Origin of the sequence: Mycolicibacterium hodleri (assembly GCF_025822245.1) — a bacterium.
Lineage (GTDB): Bacteria > Actinomycetota > Actinomycetes > Mycobacteriales > Mycobacteriaceae > Mycobacterium > Mycobacterium hodleri.
In genome coordinates this window covers 21,110-37,187 of the sequence record NZ_JACKTL010000041.1, presented here as the reverse complement: position 1 = coordinate 37,187, position 16,078 = coordinate 21,110, and the positions used below count along the sequence as shown (strand labels likewise).

The window sequence follows — 16,078 nt, the reverse complement described above, 5'->3', positions numbered from 1 at the left end:
CCGTGCGCGCCGTCCACTTCACCAAGTTCACAGCGCGAGCCTAATGATTCGAGCCACGGGAAGTGGCAAACCACGACGCAGGTCGGGGGTCTGCCCCGATCGCCCAAGGCAACCGCGCGGGAGTCAGCTACGCCCGGCCCGGTTTCGTGCGGCGCGTTGTATCGCTGCGAGGAACGGTGCGTCTTCTTTCTTGACCGACGGCGACAGCTCGTCGTAGGGGCGGATCGACTCATGTTCTGGCTCGCTGCGCGACATCCACGCCGACCAGGCGTCGTGCACATCGGATGCCTGCGTGCTTTCACCCTTGGCGCGCATGAGCACGGCGTAGAGGACGAACAGGTCGTCAGAGTCCTCGGGTACGCCGGTCCCAGTGGGTAAGCAGCTCCGGATCAGCTCAGCGTCGGTGTCGAGGTAGCTCATGCCACCAGTCTGCCGACCAGCAGAACTATGTACAGCAATCCGAAGACTATCGGCACGATGCGCTCGACGTCGCCCAGTTCCCGGAATGCCTTGCCGAGCCGATTGCGACGGGAGGTCGCCTGGTCGCCAGGCGTTAACTCCGCCCACTCGTCGGTGTACGGCTTGACCGGCAGGTGCTCGGCCTCGATCTGGTTGATCACCGCGAACTTGGCGGAGTTGAGCCTTCGGTAGACACGGAGCAGGAGCCACCAGCAGACGGACACGGCGACGCCGGCTAGGCACACGGCGGCGAACCGCAGTGTGGAGTCAGGTTGAGTCGTCGACAGGCCTACCACCGCGACCAGCGTGGTGTTTACCGTGAGAAAGAAGGCATTGGCCACCGCACGCCGCGCGGAAACGCGGTCCGCCATCTCGACGGCCAGCTTGTAGATGTCCAGTACCTGCGGGTCCAGTGGAGTTTCGCGTGGCTCGCTCATCGCCCGCCGCTCACCAGCTTCTTGAGGTTCTCCCAGGTCCAGTCGTATATCTTGTCGGTCGCCCTCGCCGTCGTCGGGCGGGTCGACCCTTCCTTGTATCCAGCGAGGAGGAAGTAGTCCACGCCCTCCTCCTGGGCGATGCCGAGCTCTACGCCAACACCAGTCGCAAGATGGGTGGACTTGCCACATAGGACGATCACCAACCCGCTCGCACGGATGCGGCGCCGAGCCTCGTCACGCCAGGTCGGCGAGGCCGTCTTGATCGACCAGTCGTGCACCTCGAACGGTGAGTCGGGATTCTTCGACTGGCCGATAAGCAGGTCCTTCAACCGTGCGTCGTTGTCGTAGTCGAAGCTGATGAAGGCTCGTTGCACCACGCTGCGCTCTCCTTGGGTTGGAAGTCGTCCCGGGCATCGCGGCCGGCTTACCGAATGACACTGCCAGAGGCCCCCGACAAGTTGCGGTCGCGTTTCGCGGCCCGTCCCGGCGGACCATGGGTTGCGCAGTTCGACGCGAACGTCTGCTCATTCGGTGTCTTGCGGCTGCTGCGGTTCGTCTGTGGACTGCAGTTCACCAGTTGCACTACCGAAGCGCTCGCCCAACCGGCGCCGGGCGGCGCGTCGTAGTCGGCGGTTGTGCATGGTCTCCGCTGGCGATAGTCGGTCAGCTGCGGCGATTACCAGCGCCAGGACGCCTTCGTTGTATTCATTCGCGAGCACCCTGATGTCCTCGACGTAGCGGGCTATCTCGTCAGGGCTTTGCATATCGGGCGCGTCAACCCTCGCAGCCATGGCGCGACGCAGCTTGTTGAGCGCGACGTAGGCGGCGCCCATCGCTTCCCAACACGGCGCGTCGACAATGGTCAATCTTCCAATCTGGAGCGCCCGTTCGGCGTCGAGAGTCGCTCGACCGAGCGCTGCGGCGGTGGCCCAAAGCTGCCCTACGAGCTGCCCGGTGGGAAGTGCGCCCTGGCGAATGTGTTGGATCATCTCGGTCTGGGCGGTCCGCGATTCGAGCTCGCGCAGCATGAGCTCGTGCGTCGCGGCGACGATATCGCCGATAGCTTGCCGCTGTGGAGCGCGGTAAGCGTCGAGGGTGCGTCGCCGTTCACGAACCCAGGTCAGCCCAAACATCACCGCGGCGCCAAGAACGCCCCCGCCGACGTACGGTAGAGCGGCTGACAGCCACGTCATCGAGTGTGATCCTCCTGCTTGTCAACTGAGCCCGGTTGAGACGCCAACCGGTTAGGCCGACGATCCACCGCCGGATACGTCTGCAACGGCTGCGAGCACGTCAGCGGCGATCGCGGCAACGGAGGCTGCCACCAGGTCGGGGTCCCCGATCCCTTCCTCGGCGCGACCTGCCATGACCGAGCCGAGTGCATCGGGGCCGTCAGCGAAAAGAACGAGCAGCCAATCGAGAGCCCGCTCGGTCACCCTCTTGGAGACCGGGTCGAACAGTAGGCGCTGAAAGCTTGAGCCGAGCGCAGCCATGTCGGTCGTTGCCACGAGCAAGCGGTAGACGTCGTGAGCGTCCTTATCGTTGAGGCGGTCGGGTTGGTCACGCCGTTCGTGGATTTTGTGGACTTTCGCAATCAGGAGAGCTGCTGGACCGGCAACTTGTGCTTCGAAAGTCCTTGTGTCGTCAGGGTCGAGCGCAGATATCGTGCGGAGCTCATTGTCGACCACGGCGGCTTCCAAGCCGACAGTCCGCCTTGTTGCTTGGTTGGAGTGGGGTGGGATTCGGGCGCCGCGGTGAGACCTACCGCCTTGCGACAACGCATCAGGAACCATCAAATCAACCGGGATGCCTGCGGGGTTCACCCACGCGCCAGGCTGGCCGTTCACATTGGGATAAAAGCCTGCTCGTTTCATCGCGTTCTCAAGCAATGGGTCGTCGGGGAGTTCCCGCGGGTCCACTGCCAGATCGCTGTCCTTCGTTGCCTCGGCTATCGCAACATCCGCCTGACCACTGTGCAGATAGATGGCCTGCGCGCCGACCACGACGATCGAATCGTGTTGTTCCGTCAGGGCTTCGAGGGCGTCCAGCAGGGCTGAACGGGCTTTGATGAGTAAATCATCCACGGCGCCAATCACTTTCGTTGCGCTCCATCCATGAGATGAGTTCCTCTCCCTCGGAGGGGTTTCGGCCCGGACCCGTGAGTAGGTCTACTGCCGCCTGTTCAATCGCGACAATGACCGCACCGTCGCGATTGGTACCGGTTCCGGTGAACACGACGTCGTACTTAGGTTCGGCGAGAATCACATTTGCGCCCTTATCCGCTGGCCGTAGGCCCCATTCCTTTGCTGCGCGCGCCGCATCATCGACGTAGACCATCGCCGCGCGGGCGGGAGCGTAAGGCGCCCACTGGGCCGCCGCGATCGTTCCGGTTATTGCGTACTGCGAGTACTGAGAGTTGGCAGCTTTGCTCTGCAGCGCTTCTAGGCCGCGAGGCTCGATGTAGCTCGATGTGCGGTTGGTGCGGAAGAAGCTGTAGTCACGACTCCATCGGCGTAGGAGGGTTGGCCAGCCCTTCAGGACGTAGTCCGTTCCCATCTTCTGCACCAGCCCCTCTTCTTGAAGGAACTCCAACACCCGGTACGTTGCGCCGGTGGATGCGCCGGACGCGCCGATGAGATCACGTGCCGACCAGGGCCCCCGCTTTGCGATGAGTGTCCGGACTACACGAGCGGCGGGCTCACCTGCCAGCGATCCGCGCGGCCGGCCTGGGCTTCGCCATGGATCTTTATCGGCGCCTCGGTCGCGAACGAATAGCGCGGGACGTGACGACTGGATCAAGATGTTGCCGGTGGCGTCGATGAACGACATGTTCCCCTGCGACAGCCGCTCGCGAACTGGGGGCGCGAGGTATCGGGACATGACCATGGTCTTGGTGTCGATGAGCTCGCGATCTGCTGCCCACTGCAACTGTTCCGAGACCCTGGGAATGTCGCGGCCGACGAGTAGCCTCTTCGCCTCTACGAGGAATCGAACCTGCTCACCCGAGGGCGCGGTGAGTGCCAGGATCGCGTCTATGGCGGCGTCCATCGGAGGTCTCTGAATGTCGACTCGCCAGTCGTCAGGTAGACGATCGCGGAGTAGTTCGGTGCACTCGGTCAAGATCTCCGCCTCCGTGCCCGGCGGTGCAGTGATTGGTTCAGTCATGAGTATCTCCTGTTCGGAAAACATACCTGTTCCGATGGTTGCGGAACAAGGGATTTACCCGAACGAGGTGAATCTGCCCATGTCATACGGCATGCAGGCTGAGTGAACTTCGCGCGTGTTCGCGGTATGACGGTATTCCGTTGCCACCGGAACCGACTCTTAACCCGAACAGTTCAGTTGCATAAGCCTGCGCTGGCAACGTGATGCCGTGGAAGCTGTGACATCGTTTGCCGTGCATGGATGTCGGTAGATCCGACCTCGGGTGTTCAGAAACTGAACACCCGAACCTCGGCCTCTAGGAACTTGTCAGAGCGAGGTCCTGCGCGCCGCTATACACGTGGGCGAGTCTTTCAGACGCCGCTGACGGTCAACGCTTACGTTTCGGTTCGGCGAGTGATTCAGCGACCTCGTCGGCGTCGGCGTCCGCGAACTCCTCCGAGCTCTCGGCGATGAATCGGTTGCGCCGGGCGTGAAGCTCCTCGCGGTAGGCGAGGACATCGGCAAGCCGCAGCTTGCGTCGGACCGTGCCGGGCACGTGGGCGTCTAACTCGCCGTCATCGATAAGGCGAACCACCGTGGGGCGGCTCAGGCCGAGGATCTCGGCGGCCTGCTGGGTGGAGATTTCCTGGTCGCGGGTCAGGATGCTGATCGACTGGCCGTGGCTGAGTGCGTGGGCGGCACGTTTGAGGACCTCGTGAAGCTGTTCGGTCAGTTCGACGCGGTCGTGTTCGCTCGCTCCGGACAGGAAGAAGGCAGGCTCAGGAGAGGTCCCGTGACGGGCCTCGTGCGCCTCGATGAAGCTGAGGACATCGGCAAGCCCATTGGCGTCGGCCGGAATCGGGTTAAGAATGTCCGCGGACGCGCTGCTCATGGGTCTCACTTCCTTTAATCCCACCGCAGGAACGCGACTAATCCCACCGCAAGAACGCGACCAAGTGTAGCGGAGTTACGAAAGTTACGAAAATAGGGTAAACGTCGGGCCGTATGTGAACTGGTGCCGCACCCGGCATCAACGACGACTCGCTTTGCCGTTCTCGTTCAACGGGCAGGTCAACATGGCGCGAATCTGCTTCGTCACACGGACAGTTGCCCACCGTTAATCGTAAGTAACGCGGTCGGAGCCAGCGGCTTTCAGCAGCTCGTCGCGTGCTTCATGAAGCCTGTCGAGAGCGGACCTTAGGTCGAGAGCGGCATCGGCCAGCTGGTAGCGAGCCGCCGGGTTCCCCTGCGCGGCAAGGATTCCGGTTGCACGCCTGAGGCTCTGCACGTAGTGCAGTGCGTCGACGGTATAGCGAGCAGTCTGCATTGGGGTGGCGCCGCCGGATCGTTCGAGGTGGCTCTTCATGAGCACCGCCCAGTCGTCGATCGTGTATAGGTCAAAGTTGTGCAGCGCGTTGAGCACCCAGCGTTGCCAGGCTGGTGGCCGTCGTGCCGGTGAACGGAATTGTGGTGGAGAAGCAGCCATGTTCGGAACCCTAAGGTCCGGACTTGCAGTACAGCTACGCCCCAACCGATCAGAGTTCGCATAGCGCCGTGCTGGTCGTATGGACACCGTCGATCCGGAACGCCGTGCACCGATGCCGCAGGCAATCTCAATTGCCCCAGTGGTGTCGGCGCCCACGGGTACCGTGTGGCGGCGAGGCAAACCTAAGACCACCCATTGGCTCCACTCAGCGGAGAAAGATGAGTAACCAGATCGAACTGGTCACCGACGGCGACGGTTTGGCCGTGATCGGTGACTCAGCCGATGTCGAGCGCTTCCTACTCGACCAAGGCCTCAGCACGGCTCCCTCGAAGGAGCTGGATGTCCGCCGTCTCTCGTCATTCGCCGGTACCAGTGGGACGGCAGTGCGAGTCGGCTCGGACGTTGCCGCAAACTCGGGCCGCTGGGTCAAGCTGACCGCGGAGTCTGCCCAGGCCGTAAAGCAGTACGGCCTGATGGCGACCAAAACCCCGGGCGTTAGTCACGCGATGATCGGGAAGCCTGGTGAGGTCAAGCAGTGGCTTCAGATCGCGCAGGCGCCGACGGCATTACTTAGCGGACCCATGGCGCTGTCCGCGCTGTCGGCGATGATGCAGCAGCAGGCAATGCAGCAGCAGATGGATCAGATCGTTGAGTATCTCCAGGAGATCAACGCGAAGGTCGACAACATCCTGCGCAATCAGAAAGATGCGGTTCTCGCCAAGATCATCGCCGTCGACCTCCTTATCGAGGAAGCACTGACTGTCCGTAACCAGGTCGGGCGCGTCTCGGAGATCACTTGGTCAAAGATCCAGTCAAGTGCCTCGGTGCTCGTGGAAACTCAGGCGTACGCGATACGTCAGCTCGACGGCATCGCCGGGACCTTGGAGACGCAAGGCAACCCGGGCAAGATCGCGAAGGCCACGAAGGAGGCAGAACCCGCGGTGCGTGAGTGGCTAGCGGTGCTAGCGCGCTGTTTCCATCTCCAGGACGGCATGGCCATGCTGGAACTTGACCGTGTGCTCGACTCCGCGCCCCAGGATCTCGACAGTCACCGTCTGGGCCTCGCCAAGGCTCGTCAAAAGCGGCTGGACCTCATCTCGAACAGCACCGCCCGCCTACTGACCCAGATGAATGAGACGATCCGCAAGGCGAACTCCAAAGTGTTGCTCAATCCGCGCGACGCGCCAGCGGCCGTTCGGTCGAGCAAAGAGATCGCGACGGATGTGGTGACATTTCGCGACCGCTTCGGCATCGAGTCCGGCGACGCGACCAGCGATGCGAAGCGATGGAGCCAGGCCGCGAGCGAGGTGGTGGATAAAGCGCTGGCGACCGGGTCAAACGGCGCCACCGTAGCCAAAGACAAGGCCACGGATCTGGCGGACTCGGCAAAGGCCAGAGCAATCGATTTGACTGATGCAGCCAGAGACAAAACCGCTGACCTCAGAGACTCCGTCCGAACACGGTTACGGCGCAAGTAAAGCTGAGTCCAGCGCAGCGCGTCGATATTGCCTAAGGCCGAATTCGGCGAAACGTCGGGGCCACGATCAAGACGACATACCTAGTTTCTCGAAATCGTGTATCGCGCACGCAAGCTGGGCGGCGAACGCTGGAGCGTCATTCACGAGTGCGTATCCACCGGCCAGCCCACCTTGGTTGCAGAGAGGTCGTCGTCGTCGAGCCCGTCGATAGGCCACAACACCGGTCTCACAGTCAACGCGTGGAACCATCACTGTGGCCGTGCGCGGCACCACGGCTGTGGGGAAGCGGCTGCCCGAGTCGCCGTACACCGCTTGGCTACGTGACCACCGCCGCACGATCCGCCGAGCGGCCAGGTACGCGTCCTGGCCGACCTCGACGACCGCAATCGCCTTCTTGAGTCCGTACACACCCCAGAACCGACCGGGTCCGCGTCCGGGTTGCCGCCACAGCTCGGGCACAATGTGCTGATATTCCTTGTCGCCGTGCAGGTTCGGCGACGAGTGCTTGGTGAAGTAGATCGCCAACCGTTTGGGGTCGCAGGCCTTCAGCCCGTTCCGCACATCGATGGCAGTCCCGGCCAGCCGGTGCCGCGCCTTCTGCTCGGCATCAGGATGGTCGACGATCTGCGCCCACGTCTCGGATAACCATTGCGCGAAGCCCCGACCTGATCGTCCTGGTGAGGTCGGAGGTGTCAACCACAGGTGAATATGTGGGGCACCGCGACGCTGGAACTCCAGCTTCCAGATGTAGCGGGCCGGTTCGCCGTACTCGCGTTGAAAGCGTTTGCGCCACAAAACCATATGCCGTTTTACGCTGGCTCCATCTGGAGCGACGGCTTCCCAGTCGCCGGGGTAGGTGAGTGTGACCATCGCCGGGACACGGCCAGACTCGACCAGCGGGCTGTAATCAAGCTCGGCGAAGGTACGGCACATCGAAGACCGTGATTTCCGGGACCACTCGGTGATGACACCGCCGGAACCGGACTGGTCGCTTCCCGTAAGACTCCGTCGGATCGAAGACCCGACGGCCCGATCACCGTGCCCGACGTTGCCTTCGAGGTCTCTTCTGACACGGAACTTCGCTTCGTCAACATCCCGTTGGTGATGGCTGGCCGACCGTTCGGCGGTCTTTTCGGCCCGGACAGGATTGGTCCACCCGAGCCGCACGACACCAGGACCGATAGAAATCCGAAACCGTCCGGATTCAGGTTCGACGCCGCGACGACCAGGACCAGAGGCCCACGGTGCCGCCGGTTTGAACAGGGCCGCGGCCTCGGTGACCATCTCGGGCGTAGGGAACCGCAGCCCCAAAGCGTCGATCGCCCGCAGCTCGCCGGTCGCGGTCCCGTCGTCCACCGAGTCGCGGACATTTTCGGCACATATAACAAGCCCGTCGGCCGAGGCCGGGTTGAGGCCGGGTGCCTCGGTCGACGTACGGCCGACCGCTGTCGCTCTCCCGCCCTGCGGCCTGGCGGCCTCGGGCTCTCGCGACCTCCCGTCCACCGAGGCACCCGCGGAACCGCGTCCGGATGGCGGTCCATCAGGTGCCGATGAGCCGCCCGCCGATGGTGTCGCGCCGGTTGTTGATGATGCGATGCTCGGCATCGGGGTGCCTGCTCCCCGGAGGCCTCGACGCCGCCCACAACGCAAGCGGCAGCACGGAAGCTCCTGGTCAGGAGTGCAAGCACCGTGTCCGGTTTATGTCCGTTCGCCGGACAGACTGAATGCGTCAGCGCAGCTCAATGCGGCGCATACGACGCATAGACTCAGATAAACCGCAGGTCAGTGGCTATCCCGTCCGCCTGAAAAGCGGAAGGTCGCCGGTTCGATCCCGGCCCTGGCCACTTCATCATCACCGGTCGATTCGAGCGTCCGCCCTCGTGGCGTCGACGTCTTACGGCCTTCGCGACGGCCCGGCCAAGAGTAAACGGCGGTGCTACGCTTCCGCTGATTTTCACGACTCGTCTCACCGCTGCGATCTGGCCCGACGGAGGTAGGCATGGGCGGATCGCTCACCTCGGATCCGTCGAGCGTCGACTACGTCCACGGCATGGAACGACTGTTGGTGGCGGTCCAGGAACTCTCCCTCGCCCAGGAGTTGGCCGACGTCCAACGCATCGTGCGGTCGGCGGCGCGCGAGATCCTCGGTTGCGACGGCGCCACCTTCGTGTTGCGGGACGATGGCACGTGCGTCTACGTCGACGAGGACGCCGTCGCTCGGCTGTGGAAGGGCAGCAGGTTTCCCATGGAATCCTGCATCGGCGGATGGGCGATGCTGCATCGGCAAGCCGTGGTGATCCCCGACGTCTACGAAGACGACCGGATTCCACACGACGCCTACCGCACGACGTTCGTCAAGAGTTTGGTGATGGTCCCGATCCGCCGCCTGGAGCCGGTCGGCGCGATCGGGGCCTACTGGGCCCGCGAACGGTTGCCGTCGGCCCAGGAAGTGGCGCTGCTGCAAGGACTGGCCGACTCGACCTCGGTCGCGATGGCCCACGTCCAGATGATCTCCGAATTGGAGCAGCGGGTCCGTGACCGCACGGCCGAGCTGTCTCAGGCCAACGCCGAGATTCGTCGACTGTCTCTGACCGACGAGTTGACCGGGTTGCACAATCTGCGGGGTTTCAACGCTCTAGGGCAGGCCGCTCTGAGCGCCGCCCGCGACCGCGGCCAGGAATGTCTGTTGGCGTTCCTCGACGTCGACGGTCTCAAGCAGGTCAACGACGACGAAGGGCACGACGCGGGTGACGCGCTGATCGCCGACGTCGCCCGGACGCTTCGATCGGTGCTCGCTCCGGCCGACGTGCTGGCACGAACCGGCGGTGACGAATTCTGCGTCCTCGTCACCGAGACCGACGCTGATTCACACCTGCTCAAGGCGCGGTTGCTGGAGTCCTTCCTCGCCCTCAACGAGGCGGCGGATCGGCGGTATCACCTGTCGGTCAGCGTCGGACTGGTGCATGTCGCCGCGGACGACACCAAGACGCTGCAGCAACTGGTCACCGAGGCCGACGGGTTGATGTACGCCGAGAAGAAGGGCAAACCGCAGCCACGGCTTGCGATCTGACGGCGCCAACCTCCGCAAGGGCGGTCTGGCTCACTCCGCCCGGCGCATCACGGCGAGCACCGTGAGCATCAGGATCTTCATGTCGAGTGCCCACGACCAGTTCTCGATGTAGTAGTTGTCCCATTCCGCGCGGTCGGCGATCGAGGTCTGGCCGCGCAGCCCGTGGACTTGCGCCCACCCCGTCACGCCGGCCTTGACCCGATGCCTCTCGCCGTAACGGCGAATCTGCGCGTCGAACAGCGCGACGAACTCCGGTCGCTCGGGTCGCGGGCCCACCAGGCTCATGTCGCCCTTGACGACGTTGAGCAGCTGGGGCAACTCGTCCAGCGACGTGCGGCGCATGATCTTGCCGATCGCCGTGCGTCGGTCCACACCTTCGACGCCACCGGGCGCACTGCCGGACGCGACTTCGAAGTCGGCGTCGGTGGGCAGCGGTGCGCGCATCGACCGGAACTTCAGGCAGTCGAACACCTGCCCGTCGCGCCCGACGCGGGGTTGCCGAAACAGGATCGGTCCCGGCGAACTGAGCCGCACCAGGAGCATCAGCGTCAAGAAAACGGGTGAGATCAGCAGCAGCCCCACCGCGGCGATGACGCGATCTCCGACGTGCTTGCCCAAGGTGAACTGCCAGCCTTGAGGATTCGTGTGGGGGACGGCGAGCAACGGCAGGCCGCCGACGTGCTCGACCCGAACGTTCTCGCCGACCGAGTCGAACATCCGTGGCACGACCCATACTCGAAGTCCGTGCCGGTGGGCGATGCGCACGACGGGAGTGAGGAGCTGGTCCTGGGTGAGGGAGAACGCGATGACGATGCCCTCGGCACCGGTGTCTCGGATGATCCGGTCGACGTCGTCGGGTGAGCCGAGGTAGGGAACCGGGGGCGTGACTCCGTCGGAATCCATTCCCGCCCAGGGCGGTTCGGCGTCCATCATCCCGACGACCTTCAGCCCGTGTTGTGGGCTGGAGCGCAGCCGTTCGACGATCTGATAGGCGACACGCCCGTTGCCCACCACGATGACGGGGGAGAGCAGGAGGTCGCGCCGTCGCAGGCTCCGTTGGTATTCCGCGCGGATCAGTCGGAACAGCAGCATCAGGACGACGACGCACACCCACATCTTGGCGATCACTCCGCCGATGTGCCCGGGGGCGTTGACGAACACCATCAGGGTGAGCAGCAAGATGGCCGCAAGCGCCGTTGCGGTGAGGACGGGCCCGATCTCGTCGAGGAACCGTCGGTTCAGCCTGCGCGCGTATGCCTTGCGGAACGCCAGGGTGGCGACGACCAGCGGGGTGTAGAGGGCGCACAGCCACACCGGGGGGCTGGTCGGTTCAGTGGAGAAACCCCACCACGCGCCCAGGGCGACGCCGGACGAGCCGGCGACCACGTCGATCGTCACCGTGATGATCGTGCTGAGCGGGTCGGTCCTCGCCAGCTCGTTGAGGCTCCGCCGTCGTCGACGGGGCTGGGCCCGTGGGTGCTTTGGCGCAGGCGGTGACGACGACGTGCGGCCCTGCAGTGTGATCATCGTTCCCCCCGGTCCCGTCCGATGCTGCCCATTCGCGTCATGGCTTCACGCGCCGAACACCTTTGCGCGCGCGGCCGCCGTCAGATCCTCGAGAATCTGAATTTGCCCGCCCGTCCACCGCCTCGGGTGGTCGTCCCACGCGCACAGCGTGCCGGCCGCGTTGCCGCCGTCGTCGTGCAGAGGGAAGGCGGCGTAGGCGCGGATGGCTCCGCTGAGCGCCATGGGATGGTCGGCCAACAACGGGTGTTGGGTGATGTCGTCGACGATCAACGGTTGGCCGCTGGCCACGGCGTACTTGCAGATCGACTCCTCCAGAGGGATCGACCTGTCGTCGCCGACGGTGGGGTCGTTGCAACCCAGGCGGATTTGCCTGTCCTCGGCGAGGATCGACACCGCGGCGTACGGCACGCCCAGGGCCTCCGCGGTGAGCTCCGCGAACTGGTCGAGGGCAACCCGTGGCGCACCGTCCAGGAGGCCCGCGTTGTCGAGCGCGGTTAGCCGGTCGGGGTCGGCGAGGACGAGTCCCAGTAGCCGAGCCAGCCCGCCGTTGTCCTCGGTGATGCGACCCATCAACTCCCGGACCACGGGATTGAACGAGACGGTGCCCGCGATCAATCGCCGGGCGGCCTCGCGGTCGAGGTAGCGGCCGTCGTCGACGTCCGCCTCCGGTGTCGGGTCACTCACCCGTTGATGATAGGCGCCCAGGTGGCCTAAGCGCGTTAGCCAGCAAAAATTGACGGCAACTTCAACCGGTGGTGGTGGCAAGCCGCGCCGAGGAGCACGCAAAGGTGTCGAGGTAATTTAGCCAGATGGTCCGACCCGCGCAGACCGCGCGCAGCGAACGCACTCGCGAGGCGCTGCGACAAGCCGCGCTGGTGAGGTTCCTGGCGCAGGGGGTGGAGGACACCTCCGCCGAGCAGATCGCCGCGGACGCCGGTGTCTCGCTGCGCACCTTCTACCGCCACTTCACCTCCAAGCACGACCTGCTGTTCGCCGACTACGACGCCGGGCTCGAATGGTTCCGGGCGGCGCTGGCCAGTCGCGGGCCGGCTGAATCACTGGTCGACGCAGTGCATTCCGCGGTGATGGCGGCGCCGTACGACACCGCCGCGATGCCAAAGATCGCCGAGTTGCGAACCCGTGAACTGGATCCGGCCCGCATCGTGCGGCACATCCGTCAGGTGGAGTCCGACTTCGCCGGGGCCGTCGAGGAGTATCTGCTGCGCGACGTGCAGCCGGCGCTCACTACCGACGACCGGTTGCGGATCACCGTGACCGCTCGTTGCATCGCCGCAGGGGTGTTCGGGGCGATGGAGGTGTGGATGCTGAGCGAGGACCGGTCGCTGCCGGAGTTGGCGCGGCTGTCCCGGACGGCGCTCGAGACCGTGGCGGCGGGCATCGGCGGACAGTGATACCGATGTTTTGTCATAATTGACAAAACACCACCGCCGTGTCAGCCTCGGACGATGGCGCAGTTCGACGCGGTGGTCATCGGGGCGGGGCACAACGGTCTGGCTGCGGCGGTGCTTCTGCAGAAGGCCGGCGTCCGCACCCTGTGCCTGGACGCCAAGCGTTACGCCGGTGGAATGGCCTCCACCGTAGAGCTTTTCGACGGCTATCGATTCGAGATCGCCGGCTCGCTGCAGTTCCCGACGTCGGCGAAGGTCAGCGACGAACTGGGCCTCGACGCGCTGCCAACCGTCGACCTCGACGTCATGTCGGTGTCACTGCGGGGCATCGGCGACGAACCCGTCGTCTACTACACCGACCCACTCAAACTACTGACCCACCTCGACGACGTGCACGGCGCCGAGGCTGTCAACGGCATGGCGGGCCTGATGGCGTGGAGCCAGGGACCCACCCGCGCCCTGGGGCGGTTCGACGCAGGTGTCGCCCCCAAAACGATCGACGAGATGTTCGCCTGTGCCGAGAACGAATTCGAGCGCGCCGCGATCAGCGACATGCTGTTCGGCTCGGTGCTCGACGTGCTGGACCGCTATCTTCCCGACGCGGAGAAGCACGGCGCCCTGCGCGGAATGCTGTCGTTCCTCGCCGTCAACACCACCTATCGCGGGCCCGCCACCCCCGGCAGTGCCGCGGCCCTGGCGTTCGGACTGGCCATGCCCGACGAGAACGCCAAGCTGATGAAGAAGTTCCGCGGCGGAATTGGCGCTCTCACGGCGCATCTCGTCGACGGGCTTCACGAGCACGGTGGCGAACTCCGGCTGCGCAGCAAGGTCGAGGAGATCGTCGTCGTCGACGGCCGGGTGACCGGCGTCCGTCTCGAGGACGGGTCGACGGTCGACGCCCACATCGTGGTCTCGGCCGTCGCGCCCGACCTCTCCATCACCACGTTGCTCGACTCGAACCTCGTGCCGCCGGACGTCCGCAGCCGCTTCGCCCGCGTCGACCACCGCGGCAGCTACCTACAGATGCACTTTGCGCTCGACGGCATGCCCACCTTCGCGGCGCCGTACGAGACACTCAACGACCCCGAGATGCAGTCGGCGATCGGTCTTTTCAGCACACCCGAGGAACTTCAGCGGCAGTGGGAGGACAGCCGTCGCGGGATCGTTCCCCCAGACCCGGCCGTCGCAATGCAATTCCCGTCGGTGCACGACAGCGGCTTGGCCCCCGAGGGCAAGCACGCCATGTCGGCGTTCTCGATGTGGTTCCCGCTCGACTACGAACACGCGTCCTACGGTGACCTCAAGGGGGAGATGGGTCGGCGAGTCATCGAGAAGATCACCCGCGTCGCACCCGACTTCGAGTCCAAGATCATCCGCCACACCACCTTCACACCACGCCACATGGGGACCATGTTCGGTGCACCGGGTGGGGACTACTGTCACGGCCTGATCCATCCGGAGCAGATGGGGCCCAACCGGCCTGGGCCGCGCGGCTTCGTCGACCTGCCGATCCCGGTCGAGGGGCTGTACCTCGGCAGCGCCGGTTGCCACGGCGGTCCCGGAATCACCTTCATCCCCGGATACAACGCCGCCGCGCAGGCACTCGCCGACGCCAGTTAGTCGTCGGCGGGTCCCGTCGGAGTGGCGCCACCCTCGTCGGACCAGTCCGTTCGGTCCTCGGCGCCCTTGGCGGGGTCACTCTGGACGTCCTTGGCGGCTTCGGGGCCGGAATCGGAGTCGCTGGTCTGGGGTTCTGTGTTCACGTACCGGAGATACCCGCGTCGTCGGGCTCGGAAACGGTGAGCACGGCCTCCACCACGTAGGGCACGTCGTCTTCGAACCGATGCTCGAGCTCGCGCAGCGTACGCGCGATCGACGACTCCACGGCGTCGCCGACCAGGTCGACGCTTGCGATCACGAAAATTTGCTTGGGCCCGATGAATTCGGGGCGCAGGAACCGGACGGAGGCGACTTCGGGGAAGCTGGCCAGCTTGTCGCGCAGCGCCTGCTGCAGCCGGGGCGGACCGGCCTCGCCTGTGAGGAACACCCTGTTGCGGTTGATCAGGATCACGGCCACCACGCCCAGCACGCCGCCGACCAGCATGGAGCCGATCGCGTCCCATACGACGTCGCCGGTGACCTGATGCAACAGGATGCCGAGGAAGGCGATGACGATGCCGACCAGCGCGGCGCTGTCCTCGGCGAAGACGGCCCGCACCGTGGGGTCCGACGTCTCGAAGGCGTACTGCAGCACGTCGCTTTCGAACGTGTGTGCATCCCTTCGCAATTGGCGCAGCGACTGCAACAACGACGTGCCCTCCAGCACGAACGCGATCGCCAACACCAGATAGGCCAACCGGTAGTCCTCACCGGCGCCGTCACCGTGCAGGAGCTCGGTGACTCCCCGCCAGATCGACACGGCTGCACCGACGACGAAGAGGCCGACCGCGGCCAGCAGGGACCACACGTACGCCTCGCGCCCGTACCCGAGCGGTCGCCGGTCGTCGCGCTCGCGGACACTACGTCGATTGGCGATGAGGAGGAACACCTCGTTGCCGGTGTCGGCCCACGAGTGCGCGGCTTCCGCCGTCATCGACGCCGACCCGGACACCACCGCGGCGAACGACTTCGCCAGTGCGACCACGAGGTTCGCGCCGAACGCGACGACGACGGTAAGGGTGCTGTCGCCTTCGGCCTTCACCACCGGCGGTCAGTCACCACGACGCTGCAGCTGCATCATCCAGTCCTCCGGGACGCGCTCGCTGGGGCCGGGTGCCGTCTGGTCGACCGGATGACTCTCCGGCGGAGCCAGTTCCGGCCCGTCGTAGTACTCATTGGTGTCGAAGTTCCAGAACCAGTCCTCGCCCGGCTCGAACGACCGGATGATCGGGTGGCCCGTCTCGCGCCAATGCGCCGACGCGTGCCGGGCCAGCGAATCATCACAGCAGCCGATGTGTCCGCACGCGGTGCACCGGCGCAGGTGCACCCACCATCCGTCGACGGCCGTGCATTCGACGCAGCCCGTACCGCTGGGAGGGATCGTGGGATTCACCGCATCGGTCATGGGC

General features: G+C 64.9%; 18 protein-coding genes and 1 tRNA gene. 5 read left to right on the top strand and 14 right to left on the bottom strand.

The window, feature by feature from the left end; all coding sequences use genetic code 11:
- Positions 1-123: 123 nt before the first annotated feature.
- The 8 genes from H7J06_RS17685 to H7J06_RS17650 all read right to left on the bottom strand — a co-directional run bounded on the left by H7J06_RS17685 (position 124) and on the right by H7J06_RS17650 (position 5,526).
- Positions 124-420, bottom strand: coding sequence for a DUF7701 domain-containing protein (locus tag H7J06_RS17685; protein WP_264040322.1), 297 nt, complete (start codon positions 418-420; stop codon positions 124-126).
- Positions 417-896 (bottom strand): RipA family octameric membrane protein, encoded by a 480-nt coding sequence (locus H7J06_RS17680; protein ID WP_264040321.1) that lies wholly within the window; start codon positions 894-896, stop codon positions 417-419. Before H7J06_RS17680 ends, H7J06_RS17685 begins: the two co-directional genes overlap by 4 nt.
- Complete coding sequence (locus H7J06_RS17675) at positions 893-1,273, bottom strand: TIR domain-containing protein (RefSeq protein WP_264040320.1); 381 nt, start codon at positions 1,271-1,273, stop codon at positions 893-895. Before H7J06_RS17675 ends, H7J06_RS17680 begins: the two co-directional genes overlap by 4 nt.
- A gap of 147 nt (positions 1,274-1,420) precedes the next feature.
- Positions 1,421-2,089: a hypothetical protein gene (locus tag H7J06_RS17670; protein WP_264040319.1), complete on the bottom strand. Its 669-nt coding sequence runs from the start codon at positions 2,087-2,089 to the stop codon at positions 1,421-1,423.
- Positions 2,090-2,140: 51 nt separating this feature from the next.
- Positions 2,141-2,980: a hypothetical protein gene (locus H7J06_RS17665; protein ID WP_308205805.1), complete on the bottom strand. Its 840-nt coding sequence runs from the start codon at positions 2,978-2,980 to the stop codon at positions 2,141-2,143.
- The gene (locus H7J06_RS17660; protein ID WP_264040316.1) at positions 2,973-4,061 is read right to left on the bottom strand and encodes a hypothetical protein; all 1,089 of its coding nucleotides are present in this window, start codon (positions 4,059-4,061) and stop codon (positions 2,973-2,975) included. Before H7J06_RS17660 ends, H7J06_RS17665 begins: the two co-directional genes overlap by 8 nt.
- Positions 4,062-4,428: 367 nt before the next feature.
- Entirely contained in the window at positions 4,429-4,932 is a 504-nt protein-coding gene (locus H7J06_RS17655) for an excisionase family DNA-binding protein (RefSeq protein ID WP_264040315.1), read from the bottom strand.
- A gap of 225 nt (positions 4,933-5,157) precedes the next feature.
- Positions 5,158-5,526, bottom strand: coding sequence for a hypothetical protein (locus tag H7J06_RS17650; RefSeq protein WP_264040314.1), 369 nt, complete (start codon positions 5,524-5,526; stop codon positions 5,158-5,160).
- Positions 5,527-5,744: 218 nt separating this feature from the next.
- On the opposite strand from H7J06_RS17650, the gene H7J06_RS17645 reads away from it, so the two are divergent.
- Entirely contained in the window at positions 5,745-7,004 is a 1,260-nt protein-coding gene (locus H7J06_RS17645; RefSeq protein WP_264040313.1) for a hypothetical protein, read from the top strand.
- Between the two features lie 66 nt (positions 7,005-7,070).
- Here the strand turns inward: H7J06_RS17645 and H7J06_RS17640 are convergent, their stop codons facing one another.
- Positions 7,071-8,360, bottom strand: a complete 1,290-nt coding sequence (locus H7J06_RS17640) for a rolling circle replication-associated protein (protein ID WP_264040312.1) — start codon at positions 8,358-8,360, stop codon at positions 7,071-7,073.
- 423 nt (positions 8,361-8,783) lie between these two features.
- On the opposite strand from H7J06_RS17640, the gene H7J06_RS17635 reads away from it, so the two are divergent.
- A tRNA-Phe gene (locus tag H7J06_RS17635) sits at positions 8,784-8,848 on the top strand.
- A 155-nt stretch (positions 8,849-9,003) separates the two neighbouring features.
- Positions 9,004-10,074, top strand: coding sequence for a sensor domain-containing diguanylate cyclase (locus tag H7J06_RS17630; RefSeq protein WP_264040311.1), 1,071 nt, complete (start codon positions 9,004-9,006; stop codon positions 10,072-10,074).
- A 30-nt stretch (positions 10,075-10,104) separates the two neighbouring features.
- Here the strand turns inward: H7J06_RS17630 and H7J06_RS17625 are convergent, their stop codons facing one another.
- Positions 10,105-11,472, bottom strand: coding sequence for a sugar transferase (locus H7J06_RS17625; protein WP_264040310.1), 1,368 nt, complete (start codon positions 11,470-11,472; stop codon positions 10,105-10,107).
- A gap of 174 nt (positions 11,473-11,646) precedes the next feature.
- Positions 11,647-12,285 carry a GAF domain-containing protein gene (locus tag H7J06_RS17620; protein ID WP_264040308.1) on the bottom strand — a complete coding sequence of 213 codons (639 nt, stop codon included), beginning with the start codon at positions 12,283-12,285 and terminating at the stop codon, positions 11,647-11,649.
- 125 nt (positions 12,286-12,410) lie between these two features.
- Here H7J06_RS17620 and H7J06_RS17615 point away from each other — a divergent pair, with 125 nt between their 5' ends.
- A complete protein-coding gene (locus tag H7J06_RS17615; RefSeq protein WP_264040307.1) occupies positions 12,411-13,013 on the top strand; it encodes a TetR/AcrR family transcriptional regulator in 603 nt (200 codons plus the stop codon).
- Positions 13,014-13,067: 54 nt separating this feature from the next.
- A complete protein-coding gene (locus tag H7J06_RS17610) occupies positions 13,068-14,630 on the top strand; it encodes a phytoene desaturase family protein (protein WP_264040306.1) in 1,563 nt (520 codons plus the stop codon).
- Here H7J06_RS17610 and H7J06_RS17605 read toward each other — a convergent pair.
- Genes H7J06_RS17605 through H7J06_RS17595 form a run of 3 tightly spaced genes read right to left on the bottom strand, consistent with a single transcriptional unit; the run spans position 14,627 to position 16,074 of the window.
- Positions 14,627-14,773 (bottom strand): hypothetical protein, encoded by a 147-nt coding sequence (locus H7J06_RS17605; RefSeq protein WP_264040305.1) that lies wholly within the window; start codon positions 14,771-14,773, stop codon positions 14,627-14,629. The two genes, H7J06_RS17610 and H7J06_RS17605, sit on opposite strands and share 4 nt — an antisense overlap.
- Entirely contained in the window at positions 14,770-15,714 is a 945-nt protein-coding gene (locus tag H7J06_RS17600; protein ID WP_264040304.1) for a cation diffusion facilitator family transporter, read from the bottom strand. The genes H7J06_RS17605 and H7J06_RS17600 overlap by 4 nt, the downstream gene beginning before the upstream one ends.
- Before the next feature lie 6 nt (positions 15,715-15,720).
- Positions 15,721-16,074, bottom strand: coding sequence for a UBP-type zinc finger domain-containing protein (locus H7J06_RS17595; protein WP_264040303.1), 354 nt, complete (start codon positions 16,072-16,074; stop codon positions 15,721-15,723).
- Positions 16,075-16,078: the final 4 nt, after the last annotated feature.

Bases quoted from the DNA above. Each gene is read 5' to 3' on its own strand.
- H7J06_RS17630 (WP_264040311.1), top strand. From the start codon at position 9,004: ATGGGCGGATCGCTCACCTCGGATCCGTCGAGCGTCGACTACGTCCAC.
- H7J06_RS17685 (WP_264040322.1), bottom strand. From the start codon at position 420: ATGAGCTACCTCGACACCGACGCTGAGCTGATCCGGAGCTGCTTACCC.
- H7J06_RS17650 (WP_264040314.1), bottom strand. From the start codon at position 5,526: ATGGCTGCTTCTCCACCACAATTCCGTTCACCGGCACGACGGCCACCA.
- H7J06_RS17655 (WP_264040315.1), bottom strand. From the start codon at position 4,932: ATGAGCAGCGCGTCCGCGGACATTCTTAACCCGATTCCGGCCGACGCC.
- H7J06_RS17670 (WP_264040319.1), bottom strand. From the start codon at position 2,089: ATGACGTGGCTGTCAGCCGCTCTACCGTACGTCGGCGGGGGCGTTCTT.
- H7J06_RS17680 (WP_264040321.1), bottom strand. From the start codon at position 896: ATGAGCGAGCCACGCGAAACTCCACTGGACCCGCAGGTACTGGACATC.
- H7J06_RS17615 (WP_264040307.1), top strand. From the start codon at position 12,411: ATGGTCCGACCCGCGCAGACCGCGCGCAGCGAACGCACTCGCGAGGCG.
- H7J06_RS17610 (WP_264040306.1), top strand. From the start codon at position 13,068: ATGGCGCAGTTCGACGCGGTGGTCATCGGGGCGGGGCACAACGGTCTG.
- H7J06_RS17595 (WP_264040303.1), bottom strand. From the start codon at position 16,074: ATGACCGATGCGGTGAATCCCACGATCCCTCCCAGCGGTACGGGCTGC.
- H7J06_RS17660 (WP_264040316.1), bottom strand. From the start codon at position 4,061: ATGACTGAACCAATCACTGCACCGCCGGGCACGGAGGCGGAGATCTTG.
- H7J06_RS17645 (WP_264040313.1), top strand. From the start codon at position 5,745: ATGAGTAACCAGATCGAACTGGTCACCGACGGCGACGGTTTGGCCGTG.